Source organism: Pseudomonas sp. CFBP 13711, assembly GCF_014842265.1.
In the GTDB taxonomy this organism is placed as follows: Bacteria; Pseudomonadota; Gammaproteobacteria; order Pseudomonadales; family Pseudomonadaceae; genus Aquipseudomonas.
In genome coordinates, this window is record NZ_JACYVI010000012.1 from 47,813 (window position 1) to 64,594 (window position 16,782).

At 59.1% G+C, this 16,782-nt stretch carries 15 protein-coding genes and 1 pseudogene; 3 read left to right on the forward strand and 13 right to left on the reverse strand.

Annotated elements, in window-relative coordinates:
* The first annotated feature begins 143 nt into the window (after positions 1–143).
* Together IFT47_RS20750 and IFT47_RS20755 are read left to right on the forward strand one after the other, a co-directional pair.
* A complete protein-coding gene (locus IFT47_RS20750) occupies positions 144–512 on the forward strand; it encodes a histone-like nucleoid-structuring protein, MvaT/MvaU family (protein WP_192173877.1) in 369 nt (122 codons plus the stop codon).
* Between the two features lie 214 nt (positions 513–726).
* On the forward strand, positions 727–1,617 hold the full coding sequence (locus tag IFT47_RS20755) for an alpha/beta fold hydrolase (protein WP_192173878.1): 891 nt from the start codon (positions 727–729) through the stop codon (positions 1,615–1,617).
* A gap of 29 nt (positions 1,618–1,646) precedes the next feature.
* Here the strand turns inward: IFT47_RS20755 and IFT47_RS20760 are convergent, their stop codons facing one another.
* The 10 genes and pseudogenes from IFT47_RS20760 to IFT47_RS27710 form a co-directional block, all read right to left on the reverse strand.
* Positions 1,647–1,820, reverse strand: a complete 174-nt coding sequence (locus IFT47_RS20760) for a hypothetical protein (protein ID WP_192173879.1) — start codon at positions 1,818–1,820, stop codon at positions 1,647–1,649.
* A 99-nt stretch (positions 1,821–1,919) separates the two neighbouring features.
* Complete coding sequence (locus IFT47_RS20765; RefSeq protein WP_192173880.1) at positions 1,920–2,261, reverse strand: hypothetical protein; 342 nt, start codon at positions 2,259–2,261, stop codon at positions 1,920–1,922.
* A 100-nt stretch (positions 2,262–2,361) separates the two neighbouring features.
* Positions 2,362–2,727 carry a response regulator gene (locus IFT47_RS20770; RefSeq protein ID WP_192173881.1) on the reverse strand — a complete coding sequence of 122 codons (366 nt, stop codon included), beginning with the start codon at positions 2,725–2,727 and terminating at the stop codon, positions 2,362–2,364.
* A 101-nt stretch (positions 2,728–2,828) separates the two neighbouring features.
* Entirely contained in the window at positions 2,829–4,217 is a 1,389-nt protein-coding gene (locus IFT47_RS20775) for an ATPase domain-containing protein (protein ID WP_192173882.1), read from the reverse strand.
* A gap of 272 nt (positions 4,218–4,489) precedes the next feature.
* Positions 4,490–4,696, reverse strand: a complete 207-nt coding sequence (locus IFT47_RS20780) for a hypothetical protein (protein ID WP_192173883.1) — start codon at positions 4,694–4,696, stop codon at positions 4,490–4,492.
* Between the two features lie 76 nt (positions 4,697–4,772).
* Positions 4,773–5,657 carry a manganese catalase family protein gene (locus tag IFT47_RS20785; protein ID WP_192131726.1) on the reverse strand — a complete coding sequence of 295 codons (885 nt, stop codon included), beginning with the start codon at positions 5,655–5,657 and terminating at the stop codon, positions 4,773–4,775.
* A 351-nt stretch (positions 5,658–6,008) separates the two neighbouring features.
* Complete coding sequence (locus IFT47_RS20790; RefSeq protein ID WP_192173884.1) at positions 6,009–6,272, reverse strand: PAAR domain-containing protein; 264 nt, start codon at positions 6,270–6,272, stop codon at positions 6,009–6,011.
* 220 nt (positions 6,273–6,492) lie between these two features.
* Entirely contained in the window at positions 6,493–7,131 is a 639-nt protein-coding gene (locus tag IFT47_RS20795) for a DUF2931 family protein (RefSeq protein ID WP_192173885.1), read from the reverse strand.
* Positions 7,128–8,645, reverse strand: a complete 1,518-nt coding sequence (locus IFT47_RS27705) for a T6SS phospholipase effector Tle1-like catalytic domain-containing protein (protein ID WP_244656010.1) — start codon at positions 8,643–8,645, stop codon at positions 7,128–7,130. The genes IFT47_RS20795 and IFT47_RS27705 overlap by 4 nt, the downstream gene beginning before the upstream one ends.
* Positions 8,646–8,717: 72 nt before the next feature.
* Positions 8,718–11,060, reverse strand: a pseudogene (locus IFT47_RS27710) (type VI secretion system Vgr family protein); the annotation flags it as partial.
* Between the two features lie 250 nt (positions 11,061–11,310).
* On the opposite strand from IFT47_RS27710, the gene IFT47_RS20805 reads away from it, so the two are divergent.
* On the forward strand, positions 11,311–12,453 hold the full coding sequence (locus IFT47_RS20805; RefSeq protein WP_192173887.1) for a MalY/PatB family protein: 1,143 nt from the start codon (positions 11,311–11,313) through the stop codon (positions 12,451–12,453).
* 37 nt (positions 12,454–12,490) lie between these two features.
* Here the strand turns inward: IFT47_RS20805 and IFT47_RS20810 are convergent, their stop codons facing one another.
* From IFT47_RS20810 to IFT47_RS20820, 3 genes are all read right to left on the reverse strand, one after another.
* A complete protein-coding gene (locus tag IFT47_RS20810; protein ID WP_192173888.1) occupies positions 12,491–13,675 on the reverse strand; it encodes a DUF1624 domain-containing protein in 1,185 nt (394 codons plus the stop codon).
* Between the two features lie 193 nt (positions 13,676–13,868).
* Complete coding sequence (gene ggt, locus IFT47_RS20815) at positions 13,869–15,596, reverse strand: gamma-glutamyltransferase (protein ID WP_192173889.1); 1,728 nt, start codon at positions 15,594–15,596, stop codon at positions 13,869–13,871.
* Between the two features lie 162 nt (positions 15,597–15,758).
* Positions 15,759–16,442 (reverse strand): TIGR04211 family SH3 domain-containing protein, encoded by a 684-nt coding sequence (locus IFT47_RS20820; protein WP_192173890.1) that lies wholly within the window; start codon positions 16,440–16,442, stop codon positions 15,759–15,761.
* Positions 16,443–16,782: the final 340 nt, after the last annotated feature.

Sequence of the window (16,782 nt, forward strand, 5' to 3'; positions counted from 1 at the left end):
GAAAAGTTTGCTGTTAGTACTGGCATCCATGCACCCACTCGCACTACAGTGTCCACGGTCACACCAGTCACCACCGTGCGCTCCAATGTTCGCCAGTGCTAACGCCGCACGTCAGTATCAACAAACCGAAACATGGAGTTCCAATGTCTAAACTTGCTGAATACCGCCAACTCGAACGTCACCTTGCCGATCAGCTCGCGGCCCTTGAGGCCATGAAAGGCGATAAAGGCCTGGAACAGGAAATCGAATTCGAAGGCAAATTGCGTACGCTGCTCGGCGAATACAATAAGAGCCTGAAAGATATTATTTCGATTCTGGATCACCCTACCGGATCCAAACAGGGCAAGAACGCTACTGCCCCCGAGAAGACCACTCGCAAAGCCCGCGCCGTTAAAGTCTACAAAAACCCGCACACCGGTGAAGTCGTCGAAACCAAAGGCGGCAATCACAAGACCTTGAAAGAATGGAAAGCCGAACACGGTTCCGACACCGTCGAATCCTGGGTTTCCTGATGGGTCTGTGAACGGGGGGATAGGTGATTAACCTTCGCTCCGTTGCCGATCTCCCGATGCCCGTGCCCGTCGCGCGGCATCGGTGATTCGATCATTGTTCTCTTGTTAGTCTGCAATTGCCAATCGCGCAATTGAATCGTTTTAACCTCTTCGCCTCACACGTCAGCCCGGCATTCGTCAGGGCTCCCTCACTGCTGTCTGCCGGAGTACTCCCGTGAAGAATATAGTTGCTGGCGTGCTGAATGTTTCATATCGCGACATGGGCCCAGGCGATGGGCCGGTTGTGGTATTGCTCCACGGATTTCCCTATGACATTCACGCGTACGACGACGTGTCGACGCAGCTTGTCCAGGCCGGCTGCCGCTGCATCGTGCCTTATCTGAGGGGATACGGCCCTACCCGTTTTATAGATTCAGCCACGCCCCGCTCGGGCGAACAGGCCGCATTGGGCGCTGACCTGCTGGCACTGCTGGATGCGTTGAATATCCCGAAAGCCCTTCTCGCTGGCTATGACTGGGGCGGACGCGCGGCGTGTGTGGTGGCTGCGCTGTGGCCGGAACGGGTGACCGGGCTGGTCAGTTGCGACCCGGGCTACAACATTCAGGACATCGCTGCAGCCAACACACCGGCGTCACCCGAAACCGAGCGACGGCTCTGGTATCAGTACTACCTGCACGGTGAGCGCGGACGCGCCGGCCTTGCAGCCAATCGAAATGGGTTCTGCCACTTGCTCTGGAAATTATGGTCACCAACGTGGCAATTTGCAGAATCCACGTTCACTGAAAGTGCGCAGTCATTTGATAACCCGGACTTTATCGACGTGGTCGTGCATTCTTATCGACACCGCTATGGGCTGGCGGCGGGCGATCCTGCCTGCGCGGCGATTCAGGAGAAGCTCGCGCAGAAGCCCCTGATCACAGTACCGACGGTGATTCTGGCGGGAGCAGACGATGGCGTCTCATCGAAACGCGGGGACAGTGCTGCGGTACGGGGCTTTGCAGGCGCAGTCCGGCGGCAGGTAATAGCGAAAGTGGGCCACAATGTGCCGCAAGAGGCACCGAAAGAGTTTGCTGATTCGATATTAAGCCTGGTGAAAAATCACTGAGCACCGGTCACTGTCAGACCGCCGCTCGTTCAGGATTGCTCGGCATTGCTTAGTTCAACAGCCGACTTGGCGGCTTCCACTTCATCTTCGAAATACAATACGGCGCCCTCGTCATCTTTGACACGGAAGACAGCAGTTGCGCCCGACTGCCTGTGTTCGAGGGGGATGTCTTCACCTTCCAGTCTGACAACGGCCACGGCCATGATGATTCTCCTGCGGTCAGCACTGACAGCAAACGCAGCCGCTCACGCTGGAACTGGCTTGCGTCGTTTATCAGCTTGAATATTCAAGGGCCCCACTCGTCACGCGCGGTATTCAGCGTAGAACCGGGGTTGCGGGTGGATGCGTGGAGAGCTGAACAGTTGTGCACTTTGGGATGTGACGGGGAGCGGACGGTATTCAAGATCAATCAACCGAACCCCATTGATATAGGGTTGCCCACACGGCAATGCACCAAAGGCGGTGGCCAGCACAATCTGCTCGGGATCAAACAACACGATGGTTTCCGCGCTGACGGCGTCCATGTAAAGCGAATAGGGGCAGGAAGCGTCGGGACAAACTTGATGACGAAGTTCGTTCAACACACGTAAGCGGCGGTAGACGACGGTGCCTTCACCCAACGATTTGCTGTACCAGGTATTCATTGCACTGCCCATCTCAATAAGCGTTATCAGTATCGACCCTGGGCTGAATCGATTCGTTCAACGGCAATAACGATGGACTGCGAGAACCTTACAGGCGGGCTTAGCGGCGGGCTTGAAACAGGGTGTGAATCTTGCCGATGACCTGGTCGATATCAAATGGCTTTTCAATCACTTCATCAAACAGGTCTGGCCGCTCGGCCCCCATGTACGCCTGGGCGCCACTCATGAGCATAATAGGCGTCGACATGTGCACGTCCCGAGACTTGATCGTCTCGGCAAGTTCCAGACCGGTCATGCCGGGCATCATGAAATCGGTGATGATCAAGTCGGGGCGCTCGCGATCAAGAATCTCCAGTGCCTTGCGCCCGCTTCCGGCCACCACAGTCTGAAAGCCCTCGTCCTCCAGCGCGAAGCTGAGGATATCGGCAATCAGGTATTCATCATCGATGATCAGAATGGTTGGCATCAGAGGGCCATTTCCCGGCGGGCCCACGATGTCGCGAGGGTCAGGCACCTGGTCAGGTAACTCAATGGTTCTGGCCATCCCCACGTTGCGAATCGCATATCTCAGACCTTCTTCATGGTGATTCCAGCGTTGCTCATCACGACTTCAAGTGGCGAGGGATCGTAGGCGTTGTCTCTGATCTTCAGAATAGAAACCTGGCGTTGAAGTTCAGTCCGATGCTGAACGAACTGGACGAGCAGCAGGTTATCGACCACGCCGGAGACGTCAGGCGCCGGGATGCTCGTTTGATCGTCGAACAACCGATGCGCTTCCCAGGAAGCCATAACCGTGACGCCGCGCGCGCGAAGCTCGCCGAGCACGGTTTCGAGAACGTCCGGCACCCGACGCTGATCGGTGGCCGCCCGACTCAGGGCATTGAGACTGTCGATGAAGACGCGCTTGATCTGCAGCCGCTCCACCCTGTCAAGCAGGTCGTAACACACCCGGTCGATTAGCCCTGCCGATGCCGGTGTCCAGACGACGTGCAGCGCGCCCGATGCCTGCAGCGCCGTGAAGTCCACGCCCAGAGAACGCGCTTTGGTCATCGCCCGTTGCGGAGATTCATGAAAGCCGAAGTACAGCCCCGGCTCCTGCGCAGAGCACTGGCTCAGAAACTGGATGCCCAGAGACGTCTTCCCGGCGCCTGAAGGGCCCATGATCAGCGTCACTGACGACCGGACCAGACCGCCACCGATGTGTGAGTCCAGCCCGCCAATGCCGCTGCTCAGGAGGGTGTGAGGGTGTTCGGGCATGGCACCGGTTCGGGTGAGCATGCATTCAAGACGCGGGTAAATGGAAATGCCCTGGTCGTTGATCTCGAATTCATGGGCGCCGGGGATCGCGCCGCTGCCCCGGGTCTTGCGCATTTTGATCCGGCGCACCGTACGGGAGCCGACCATGTCTTCGCCCATCTCGATCACACCGTCAACCATGGTGTGCTCGGGACTGCCATCGTCGAGTTGCGAGCTGGTGAGAAACAGCACCGTGCAGCCGGCGAAAGCGGCATGGCCCTGCAGCTCGGAGATGAATTGCTTGGTGTCCAGCGGCGTCTCTGCCTTGGAGCGTGCGTTGAGCAGCCCGTCCAGGATCAGCAGGCTGGAATGCTGACGACTGATCTCGCGGCGCAGCAACTTGACGACCTCGTCGAGACCGTCGTTCTCCAGCGTGTCGAAGGCGCTGACAAACTGGATGCTCTGGCCCACCGCCTGGCGATCGAAAAAGCTCAGCGTCGAGAGGAAATGAAACAGCCGGTCGTGAGGCTCGGCCAGCAGTGTGGCGAACAGCACGCGGCCGTTCTGCCGGACGTGATTGAACCCCAACTGGTTGGCAAGGATCGTCTTGCCCGACCCCGGGCGTCCCTGAATGATGTATGACGCGCCCGCCACGAGGCCTCCTTTGAGCAGTGCGTCGAAGCCCTTGATCCCGCTTTCAAGGCGTTTTAGCTGATTCAAATCTGCTCCCTCTCCTGATGTGCATCAGGCCTGAAAATACGCATTGCCCACGCGCGAAAGGCAATACAGTGGCGGGTAATCGCGGATCAGTCCAGCCCGTCGCACTGTTGCGGGTGACGGGGCATGCCGGGGCTGCGCCGGGATCCAACTCTACCCCCTGATCGGGGACAAAAAAAAGCCCGCTTTCGCGGGCAAAATCGATGGAGTCGTAGCGGATCAGGCAGCCCGGCCAGCGGACGCTTCTATTGCATCTAACTTAGAAGCCACGGGCCTTAATGGAGTCTTTCAACCCCTTTTACGGACTTCGGCAACAGTCCGGCTTTGAATTGCTGAACAAACAACGCGGTTCTGAATCCACGCCCCAGCGTTGCAGCTTCTGCTTCGAAGCGGGTCACACAGGATGTGAAGTCCAGCTGAGCGTTGTCGTTGAACAACTCGCTGGCTTCATTGGGCGTCGAATCTTCCAATAACTTGTTCATCAGAATCTCCATGTCGTATGTGGTCTTGATCACATCGCCGGGAGAGCCGCTACGTATCGGCCCTCCCCTTATCGCGCTACTCAGCTTTACCCTGAGCCAGACCCGAACCAAGGTCGGCGCCGGTCATCGGGTCCGCTTCCAGATCAGACTTCAGACGCTCCTTCATCATCGTCAGGGTGACCGAGTCGTCCTCGCTCAACGTGACCGAAGCGGTACCGTCACCACCATCGACTGCCGGCTTTGGATTCTCGACGTATTCGAAATCTGCGTCGCTGTTCCACGGGCCACGTACGTTCGGCTCGCCGTTGGACATGCTGAAGTAAGTGCGGGAGAACTCCGGCATGCCTGGCAACTTGCCTTGCGGGAAGTTCGGCTGAATCGAGTGCAGCGCTTTCTCGAAGGAGATCTGATGCGCGATTTCGCGGGTCATCAGGAAGCCCAGGGCGTCCTTGATGCCTGGATCGGTGGTCACGTTCATCAGGCGCTCGTAGACGATCTTCGCACGTGCTTCAGCAGCGATGTTCGAACGGAAGTCCGCCGTCGGTTCACCAATGGTGTCGATGTAGGCTGCGGTCCATGGCACACCGGCCGAGTTGACCAGCGGAGCACCACCGCCGTACAGCAGGCTGGTGATGTGCGAGTCATTGCCGGCGCCGTTGATGTCACGGTACAGCTCGCCCTCGGCTTGCACGCCTTCGGCGAGTTTGCCTTTGGCGCCCTTGTTGAGCATCACGATGATCGAGCCAATGATTTCAAGGTGGCTCAGTTCCTCGGTGGCGATGTCCAGCAACAGATCCTTGCGACCTGGATCTTCCTCAGCCAACGCTTGGGTGAAATAACGAGTGGCCGCAGCCAACTCGCCCTGGGCGCCGCCGAACTGCTCCAGCAGCAAGTTGGCCAGGCCCGGATTAGGCTCGGCGACGCGAACCGTGTATTGAAGACGTTTATTGTGCAGGAACATAGTCTTACTCCCTTCTCAGGCTAATTTCGTATCAGGGTTTTTAACGACAAGTTCAGCTTTCTATTGCGGTGATCTGTCAACTAAGCAGACCGCACAGATATAAAGAGACATCGCTGAAGATGTAATTCAGGAAAGCGGAAATAGACCCGACCAATGGTTTCGCGCTGAAAGTTTATAACGGTTGATAATGTGCCGACGGGCGGTTTCTCATTTCATTCGAGCTCAGATAACTACTGAAAGGCGACCACAATAGGTCTAGATCGGCGGGGCGTCACAAGGATCGACGGCATTGCGCCGTCGATCTCCCTGAATTGTTCTAGCGAGGCCCGTTGGTGACCCGCGCAGGTTGTTTCAGCTGGTAACGGCACCCTTTGGGCCACTGGCGATAAGCGCCGCACCACAGGCGGTTTTCATGCCGTCTAATGCGACGGGAATTCCGTCGACTGTGTAAGTGCTGCTCCCTTCGGCGATGGGGAAAATGCCTTTGCATAATGGGCAACTGACGTTGTGTCCCACCCCGGCGATGGGCTTGCCGTTCAGGTCGGTCTGCGGAATGGCCTGAAGCACGACGCCGCCGTGAGTGGTGAGGTCGCCTAGGCAGATGATGTCTTTCATGTTTTGAGGCTCGTTGTTGGTTTTAGTGATTGATGCTTTGATTGCGGTGATTCTGGATTTAGTTGTTTGGCTCTACCCGTCGTATTTCTGTCGCTATTAAGTTTAGAGAAATGACTTACTGACGAGTGGGCTGTATCGGGCGATAGTTGTTGCACTGGCCTGAGCTGCTCGTGGAGTTGCAACTAAGAACGCGTCTGGAACTTTGAATGCCGATACAGTATTACCAACTTCCATAAGGGATGCCGTGTTGATCTATCCAGGCTTGTGCCGCTGGATTGGGTGCACGGTAAAACAGCCCTTTTCCGTCCTGGTTGGGGCCAAGCGGCTCGACTTTAGCTTGATAGCGGCCCACTTCTTTGAAGCTCAGGCAAGATCCGCCTAGCCAAACTTTTACAATCCCGCCGGGTGCCATGCCGAGTGTGATCGTCTCTCGATAGTCTGTTTTCCATTGCTGATTCCACTGGCAGAGAACACGCTCCGGTCTAACCATCTCTTCACGGACCCACTGCGGTATCCGGATACTGATTTTGTAAGCTTGAGGCTCTACGAGTGATTGCCAACGCAGAAGGAGTTGGTCTGGTAAGTCGACGTTACTTATGGGTTTCCCGCCAGATGTGCCCTTGTGCCAACCCTCGGGCTTACGCGTGTAACCGGCGACGCCGGCATGCACGTTGAAAAAAACGTATCCCCGCTGATCGAGCACATCGACGCTTTCCACCCACACTTCCATATGCCTCGGCGCGGCTAAGCCTACATACCACGCCGGATAAGGCAGCTTGACAGGTGGAGGCACTGAGCCTCCCTTTGCACAAGCACTCAGGCTGATTAGCAATCCCGCTGCAAACACCAGACGTCTCATTCTGGATAGCCTGGTTGCGGACGGTTGAGATGCACATTCCTACGATTCAGCGGTGCTGGCTTGCTAAGTAAGAAGAGGCCTAGTGGAGTCCAGTGCGCGGACAGGTGGATGTACCGCGCTCGTAGCAACGCCTCTTCCTCAGATTCAAGTCGTACCAGCCGGTCCGTCATCACCCGCTGCAAAATTCGCTTGGCGATAGGCAGGAGCTCATCCGGTAACTTGAAGCGTTTATCCGTCTCGGTAATAACGTCGAATGGCACCCCATGACGCACGCCCATCTCACGCATGACACGCAATGCAATGAGGCTCAGTTCGCCATGCACCGGGCGTTCGAGTAGCACTGTTATCCAGTAGTCCTGTAGGACAGGCTCGGCTTTGCCGCGAGGGTTAGTTGCTGCAGGCCACGCCTTGACCGTAATAAGGCCCTCGCGGGCGACGCCTGATTCGCGTAATACTTTGGCGTCCGCCTCGGCAAGGCCCCACGCGGTATGGGATTCAACCCTTTGGCCGGTCGGAACGCTGGCCTTGCGGGGTCGTGTCATCCACAACTTTTCTCGCGCGCGTGGGGGATAACCCCCACCAACATCGGAGTGAGCGCCCGGCAGGCCTATCTGAAGGTGCGTGTGGTGCACTTGATTAAGAGAAAAGTCGGCGCGGTACTCGTCGAGCGCCTGAAGCTGGATAACCTGCCGCGCGCAGTCGGGTGGCAGGTAGAGATTAACGCCACGATTGATGTCATCGCCGGGACTAAAGTCGCCGCGCCAAGGCGTTGAGATGGCCGCGACCGTATCGAACAGACCGACGAAATTGATGCACACATCAGCGGCCGAATCGAAGCTTCTCAGCAGCCCCGCCAGGCCACCCCGAAGCAGTTCGTTGAATAGCCCGCGACCTGGTTTAAGGACTTCATTAGCGCAATGCCGTGCAGCGGCAGCGCCACGGCTGAAGCCAAAAATGTCGAATTCGATACTATGGATAACAATGCCGGGATTAGTTTCGTGGAAACTACTCAATTGCTTTGCAACCAGATCGGGAACCTGCTTTACCCTCGCTACTACGCCAGTTTCGCCTTGGCCAAGGCCCTGCCCGATCAAGATGGCATCCTTGCCACCGCTGCGGGTGCCTATACCGTCTACGTACGCCTTGATGTACGCGGTTTTGGCTTTAGCCGAAATACCATCCACCGCGTTGTCCGGGTACAGCTGATACAAATACGCCACATTACTCGGCGCATTCCCGTAACTGTTATTCGGCGCGCTGTTAAACGCGCTGCCGTCAAACTCCCCAAACCCATACTGCTTGCACGTCGCCGCAATACTCTCCAGCTCTTCACGGCTGAAACTGTCCAGATCCGATTGTCGGCATTGTGCGGTCGCCGCCGCATTACTCTGATTATTCCCCGTCCCATCAAAGAACAGCCCGATGCGCAGGGTGATGCCATCGGTGATTTTCTCTTCCTCTTCTTCCTCCTCAAGTGGCTCGGGCTGTTCAACCGGCGCAGCATTTTTAATCATGCTCCGTTCGTAGTGAATGTTGCCGCCGCTGAAGCTGGGCCAGAACTCGTGCAGTTCAGGCGGGATATCCAACAGTGGTGGCAAGGCCGGAAGTTCAACCTCCTGCGCGGCTTTCGGTCTGAAGTCGAAGTGCGCGGCTTTGATGAGATAGTCGCCCGCGGTGCCGGACTCGATGCTGCACCGCTCAATGGCGAGGTAGCTGCCGCCAGCATTGAGGACGATCCGCTTCTTCGCCGTGATGTGAATTTCATCTTCGGTGCTGGTGATGTTTATGCCCTGCCGAGCCAGCAGTTCCAGACGATCGTTTTGCGCCTGGATGCTCACCGGGCCTTCGTTGGAAATCAGCTTGAGGCCGATCTTGCGAACGAACAGGCTCAGGCCCTGGCCGATACCCATGAACATTTTTTTGACCACGCTGATATCGGCGTGGCCGCCAGCGTTGAGCATCAGGTTGTCTTGCGCGGCGAGTTGCAGGTGCTTGCCGCTGGTCAGGGCAATGCCGTCCGGAGCGCTGAGCAGCAACACCAAGGATTTGAGCGCGTCCAGATCCTGTTTGAGCAGATCGAGTTGAGCTAGGACGTCTGCTGTGTCTGCCTGGCTAAGGGCGGCATCCGCCGAGATCTTTTCCATCTGATCGCCGGCATTTTGCAAGCGACCCACTGCAGCACTCATGTCGAGCTGTTTACCCTGCGCTTTGGTCTGCCCATCCGCACTGATAAACACCCCACGCCCCGCCCGAATCGCGCCCCAGCCATCGGTGCGCAATTCAAAGCCTTCGCCGCGCTTATCCTTCTCGCTGTCGACCAGATGCCCAAGGTTCAGCTGGCTCTTGCCGCTGTGCTCGGTGCTGAGTTTGATGTGTTCCTTGCCGCGATCGTCTTCCATGCGCAGCTTGTTGTTCGCCGGGGTGCGCAGCACGTTGCGTTTGTAATCGCTGCGCAGCAGCGTCACATGGTCGGGATGGCGACTGTCATGAAGCGCGTGAGCGATATAGGGTCGATCCGGGTCGCCCTGCTCAAAGGCAATAGCCACTTCGGTCCCGCAGATCAGCGGCAGGTGCAGGCCGTGGGTATCCCCCGCGTAAGGCCGAGCCAACCTGAGCCAGAGACTTTCCTCACCCAACTTCCAGCTGTCGCGGTCAAACAAAAAGCTGACCTTGTAGCGGCCTTCGCTGTCGATGTGGCTATACGGATCGTTGGCCAGCGAACTGGTCACGCGCGCCGGAACAGTGCCCGCTATCTCAGGTTTGGCCAGCAGCGGCGGCCGAAAACACACACTTTCCGAATACGGAATCGCCTCAAAACTCAGCTCAAAACTGCGATCCCGCGCAGCGCGCAGCTTCAGTCGTGTAATCACCGCCCCCGGTTCAAACGCCTGAGGCGCCCCACCGGAAATCGCCAGCACCTGCGCCAATCCCAACGAAGCACTGCTGCTTATACCGCTCAGGCGCGTCTGATCATTCAGATACCGCTCATGCCGCAACCGGGCATAAAAAAACCCGCTTTCCCCGAGCAGATCCTCGTCCTGATCCAGTTTGTCGCCCAATACCCGGTACGGCTCCGCATAGTGATACGCCTCGCCATAAGTCGTCGCATCACCACGCGTCTGGTCCACATCCCCATCCAGCCACGCACTGGCATCCCGATGGTGATAAGCACGAAAGTGAACGCTCTGCTCCACAACCCCATGACTGACCTGCAGCCCCCAAACCCCATCCTGGCCGCTGCTGCCCAACCCGGACTGCGGCCGAAACGGCAAGCTCACCCGCGGCCGAACGTAATGCCGCTGGTCATCATGAAACTCAACGACCGCAATACCCAATCGCTCATCGTTGGTGAAGCGATACCAGATCCCCACCTCCGCCAACAGCCGCGAAATAAACGCCAGATCACTCTCACCGTACTGCATCACCTGCTCACGCGTCGGATAGTCCCGCACCAGCGTGAACAGAAAATCCTGCCCCTCAAAGTCATGCCGCGACCGCAAGATACTCTCGACAATCTCCGGCACCGACTGATGCTGATAAATCCGGAACTGCCGCCCTCGACCCAGCAACGCCAGGCGCGGCTGCAAAGTAATCTCGTATCTGGCTTCGTCAGCAGAACAGGAAAGCCGCTTGAAACCCGTCACTACACCATGCAGCGTTCGCAACGGTTCAACGGACGGGACCGGCAAACCACAAACCGCCACTGGCAACGTATGCGCCGCCGCATGCAGACTGAACTGCGCGTCCCGCCCCAACACACGTTCAGCCCCGATGTCCTGCTCAACCGAAGTAAATTCCACGCGATACACAAACGGCTGACTCAGCCGCTCCTCGCCCTCAAACGCAAGTACATCGAGCGCTACAGGAAAGCGATGAACAACAAGCTTATGGCGACTGTGATCGAAGAAAGGTGGCAATACGGTGATCATGAATGAGCGTCCCTGGCAGGATTAAGCGCCCCTGACCGGTCTGCAGAAAACCGGATCAACTCGTCCATGAGAGAGGGCTGAAGCGGGCGAAGATGAGGCATTTCAAAGTGTGACTCCAGAGGGGGAGACACGAAGGAGACGGTTCCAGCGGCATTTACGGAGTAATCCTACAAACCGCAAATCGACAGCAAACCCAGGCCGCCATTCTCTGGCACAATCCCCTCTTTTTTCGAGCAGGACAGGCCAGAACATGGATCTGAATAACGTTTTTCAGCGCTTGAACACCGGCAGCAAGAAGTGGAGCCAGTACCCCGAAGACGTGCTGCCGATGTGGGTGGCGGACATGGATTTTCCGGTGGCAGCGCCCATTGTGCAGGCGCTGAAGAACCGTCTGGAGCATCCGCTGCTGGGCTATTCCGTGCCCCAGCAAGCGTTGCGGGAAACCTTGGTCAAGCATCTCGCCAACCGCTACGGCTGGCAGATCGAGGCGCAGGATCTGGTGTTTCTGCCCGGGGTCGAGCCTGGGGTAAACATGGCGCTCCACGCGCTGGTTTCGCCATCCAGCGCGGTGCTGGTGCAGACGCCCAACTACTCACCGCTGCTGCACGCGCCGGCCAACTGGAAACTGCCGCGCATCGATCTGCCCTTCCATGCTGACGCCCAGGGTGAATACCCCACCGACGTCGCGGCACTGGAACGCGCGCTGCCTGACCATGGCGCGCTGCTGCTGAGCAATCCCCACAACCCGCTGGGCAAGGTCCTCGAACGCGACGAATTGCTGGCCATCGGCGAAGCCTGCGTGCGGCGCGATGCACTGATCATTTCCGATGAGATCCACGCCGACCTGCTGTTCGACGGCCGTCAGCACACGCCGATCGCTTCCCTGAGCCCGGAGATCGCGGCGCGCAGCGTGACGCTGATGTCGGCGAGCAAGGCCTGGAACATCGCCGGTCTGAAAACAGCGTTCGCCGTGGTGCAGAACCCCGAGCTGCGCCAGCGTTTCAATGCCGGGCGGCTGGGGCTGGTGGACAGCGTCAACGCCCTGGGCCTGGAAGCCACCGAAGTGGCCTATCGCGAAGGCGGCCCGTGGCTGGAACAGGTCATGGCGTACCTGCAGGACAACCGCAATTACCTGGCCGAGGCCATCAAAACCCGCTTCCCCGGTATTACGATGAACCTGCCCCAGAGCACCTATCTGGCGTGGCTGGATTGCTCGGGCCTGGGGCTCGAAAGCCCGCAGCAATTCTTCCTTGAGCACGCCAAGGTTGCGCTGAGCGACGGCCTGGAATTCGGCGAGGACTGTGGCCAGTTCGTGCGTCTGAACTTTGGCTGCCCGCGGCCGATGCTGGAAGAAGGCCTGGCGCGTATGGAACGCAGCCTGCGCAACGCCTGACGCCTTCCCGGCTAAAGCCGGTCCTGCATGGCCGTGCTTAGAAGTATTTCAGCCAGGCGATGTCCCGGCGTCGCGCCTTGAGCGCCGCGAACCAGCTCACTGCCGGCAACAGCACGACAGTGAGCACCGCGGCGCAACCCCACAGGCCCAGTACCGAGGTAAACCCGAAGTATTGGCCCTGGGTGTTACCCCAGATCGCGACCGCGCCGACATAAAGCATCTTCAGCACGTACAAGTGCAGCAGATAGAAAAACATCGGCGCGGCGCCAAATGTCACCAGCGGTCGCAGCCATGGCCTTCCCTCCTGCCGCTCAAGCCAGGCCAGCACCAGCAAGCCGATGCCCAGGGTCAGGCTGATGAACAACAGCGACGGCGGGTATTTGGTGACGTTGAGGACGCTCATCAGCGTGTGGGCCATGGTGTCACCCTCCACCCACGGCTTCTCCCCATAGCCGTTGATGCCGCGCAGGGCGAGAAACAGCGTCAGTGCGCCAAACCCCCAGGCGATCAGGTTGATCTCGCGCTTCTCCGCATTCGCGTCGCGGCCAAACCACGGCCCCGCGGCGTAACCCACGGCGATCACGCCGATCCACGGCAGCAGTGGGTACGAGGTGCGCAAGCGCACACTGTCGCCGACCTCGATCCAGCCGCGGTCATGCAGAATCGCCCACGGAATGTGCATCGCCGAGCCCACGGCAAAATGCACGTTGTCCAGCAGATTATGCCCGGCGATGATCGCCAGCCCCAGCGCCGCCAGCACACCGCGCGGCAATACCACCATCGCCGACAGCGCAATCATGCTCAGGCCAATTGCCCAGATGACCTGCAGGTAAACCACCGTCGGTGGAAACTGGAACGTCCAGGCGAAATTCACCAGGGTCAGTTCCAGCACGATCAACACCAGCCCCCGCTTGAACAGAAAGCCCGCCACCGCGCCCTTGCCCGCATGCCGTTCGCCGTACAGCCAGGCGGAAAGCCCGGTCAGGAACACGAACAGCGGTGCGCAGAAATGCGCGAGGGTGCGGCTGATGAACAGATCGACGCTGGTGTGAGCGACATCCATCGGGTCGCTGACCTGGTGGTGCAGAAAGAACGTCTCGCGGACGTGGTCCAGCAACATGAAGAGGATGATCAGCCCACGCAGGGCATCGATCGATTGCAGGCGGCCGGGGTGGGCGATGGACGTGGCGGGAGATTGCAGAGGGACAGACAGGGTTTGCATACGCAGTGGACTCTCGAAGCGCGATAACCGACAGGCCCATGTCAGGCCTGTAAAAAACGAGTTATAACATAACACTTCAAGGTGTCCTGCGCGCAACCAAAATCACGCGCAGGGTGTGGCCCGAACCCACCACAATGCCTCGTCACCGGTCATGGGCACCCTGCCCCGTCCGGTGACTCGGCTGTCGCGCAGATCAATAGCCGAGCGACAACCCCGTGCTGCGACGCGGATCGTTGGCGCCGTAGAAACGGTTATTACCCACTGGCTTCCCACCGAGCAAAGGCGCGCCAACGAGAATGGCGGCCAGATGATTGGCGTCCTGAGGTCCGGCAAACTTGTGGCCCCAGCTTTCCAGGATCTTTTGGGTGTCGGGGCTGACGGCGAAGGTTTCCAGGTTGGTGGTTTCCGGCATCCACTGTTGGTGGAAGCGTGGCGCATCGACTGCTTCCTGAATATTCATGCCGTAGTCGATGACGTTGAGCATGGTCAGCAAGGTGGCGGTGATGATACGGCTGCCCCCCGGCGTACCGACGACCATCACCGTCTTGCCGTCCTTGGTGACGATGGTCGGGCTCATCGACGACAACGGCGATTTGCCCGGGGCGATGGCGTTGGCTTCGCCCTGAATCAGGCCGTACATGTTCGGCACGCCGACCTTGGAGGTGAAGTCGTCCATCTCGTCGTTGAGGATCACGCCGGTGCTGCTCGCCATCACCCCAGCGCCAAACCAGTCGTTGAGGGTGTAGGTGACGGACACCGCGTTGCCCCATTTGTCGACGATGGAATAGTGCGTGGTGTTGTTGCCTTCGTGAGGCGCGACGCCGGGTTTGATGTTCTGGGAGATCCCGGCTTTCTGCGGTTCGATGGCGGCCCGCAGCTTGGCGGCATAGTCGCGGTCGAGCAGATGGCTGATCGGGTTTTTGACGAAGTCCGGGTCGCCCAAGTAGCTGTTGCGGTCGACGTAGGCATGACGCATGGCTTCAATCTGGTAATGCAGGCCCTGGGCGGAGTGATACCCCAATTCCTGCATCGGGTAGCCTTCGAGGATGTTCATGATCTCGCAGATGACCACGCCGCCGGAGCTCGGTGGCGGCGCCGAGACCACGTGGTAGCCGCGGTAATCACACTCGATCGGCGCCAGTTCGCGGGTCGCGTACTTGTCCAGATCCGCCTGGGTGATGATGCCCTTCCCCGCCTGGCTGGAATCGACGATGGCCTTGGCCACCCAGCCCTTGTAGAAACCGTCGCTGCCTTTGGCGGAGATTTCCTTGAGGGTTTTGGCGAGGTCTTTCTGCACCAGGGTGTCGCCGACTTGAAGCGGCTGGCCCTTGTTCAGGAAGATCGTGCCGAGGTCTTTGGCGTCGGCCTTGAACTCGTCGGTGGCGGTGCCGAGCAGGTCAACGTCTCCCTGCTCCAGGGCGAAGCCGTTTTCAGCGAGCTTGATCGCCGGGGCAATGACTTCGGCGCGTTTCTTGGTGCCGTATTTGCTCAGCGCCATTTCCATCCCGGACACCGTGCCGGGCACGCCGACGGCCAGGTGACCCTTGGAACTCAGGTCCGGCACGACGTTGCCGTCCTTGTCCAGGTACATGTTGGCGGTGGCCGCCAGCGGCGCTTTTTCGCGGAAGTCGAGAAAGGTCTTGCGCCCGTCTGCCAGGTGGATGGTCATGAAACCGCCCCCGCCCAGGTTGCCGGCGGCGGGATAGACCACGGCCAGCGCATAGCCCACGGCGACTGCCGCATCGACTGCGTTGCCGCCCGACTTGAGCACGTCAACGCCCACGTGGGTGGCCAGGTGTTGTGCGGTGACGACCATGCCGTTTTCAGCGGCAGCCGGGGCCACGGAAGCGGCGTGAGCGCAGGGCAGACCTAGGATCAGCGCTGTCGCAACGAGGGACTGGGCGAAGGGTTCGAACTTCATGGTCGGTTTCTCTTTTTCTTGTGATGGGGGGACAGCGTGGGCAGAGGGTGCCCCGCACTAAACTAGCGCATGGAGGGAAAGTTGCCAGTGAGCGTTAAAAACCCGGCAGGGTGAATGCCGGGCTCGGTGCGTGTGTAGGCGGACGGCAGCGCTGAGTCTGCTTCAGAACCAGCGATCGTTGCGCTTGCGGCCCTTGGTTAGGGACGGGAGGATCAGTCCCAGCAACAGGCCCGCGCCGGCGATGCTGCCGCCGTAGACCATGTAGCGCATGAGCACCTGATTGTTCTCGTCACCCAGTTTCGCCTGGGTGGTGCGCAAGTCGGACTGCGCGCTGGCCAACTGCGCGTTCAGGTCCTTGGTGCGGGCCTCAAGCTCGTCGACCAGTTTCTTGCGCGACTCCAGGGTTTCCTGCATGCCCTGAACCTTGGTCTTCCAGTCGTCGTCGATGGTCTTCAGTTGCGCGCTGAGGTCCGCGGCTTTCTGCGCCAGTTGCGGCAAGCGCTCGGCTTGCCCCGGCACGTCCTGCAGGTCAGCGGTGGGAATCCAGACGTCGCCGCCGGCGCTGCCGCGCACCTGGCTGTAGTCGCCCTGGGTATTGATGAGCTCGACTTTCTGCCCGGATTTCAGCGTGCCGACGATGCGATAACCGTCGGTGGGGCCACTGCGCACGTAAGTGCTGAGTGTGTCGCTGACCCAGCGGTCCTTGCTCTGCGTTTCGGCGTGGACCAACGGGCTGGCAACGGCAACGGACAACAGCGAGGTCAGCAGGCCGGCGTTGAGCAAACGGCGTCGAACGCCCGGCACAGGGGTAAAGCGAAGGGAGACATCGGAGGGAGAAATTGGCATGGATAATCTTCGACAAATTGAAAAGAAGGCCGGTGGGCGGGCCGCATGCAAGGGAATCACGCCTGGTCGGACAGCGACGAACAACGCGCTGCAACTGCTGGAATAGGCATCTGGCGCGGGCGAAATTCAGCCGGACGTCGAAGGCCGTGGCCCCAGCGTACTGCGCGCGCAGTGGTCAACAGACCATTCAAAAGATGTCAGGTTCAGTGGCGAGGGATGACATTCGTCCGGGAAAGGTCCCACAACCTTTGTCGGCAGGGCAGAAACGACTGTGGGAGCGAGCCCGCTGGCGAATGCTTCATCAGGCGATCAGGTCGACTGATAGAACGCTATTCGCGAG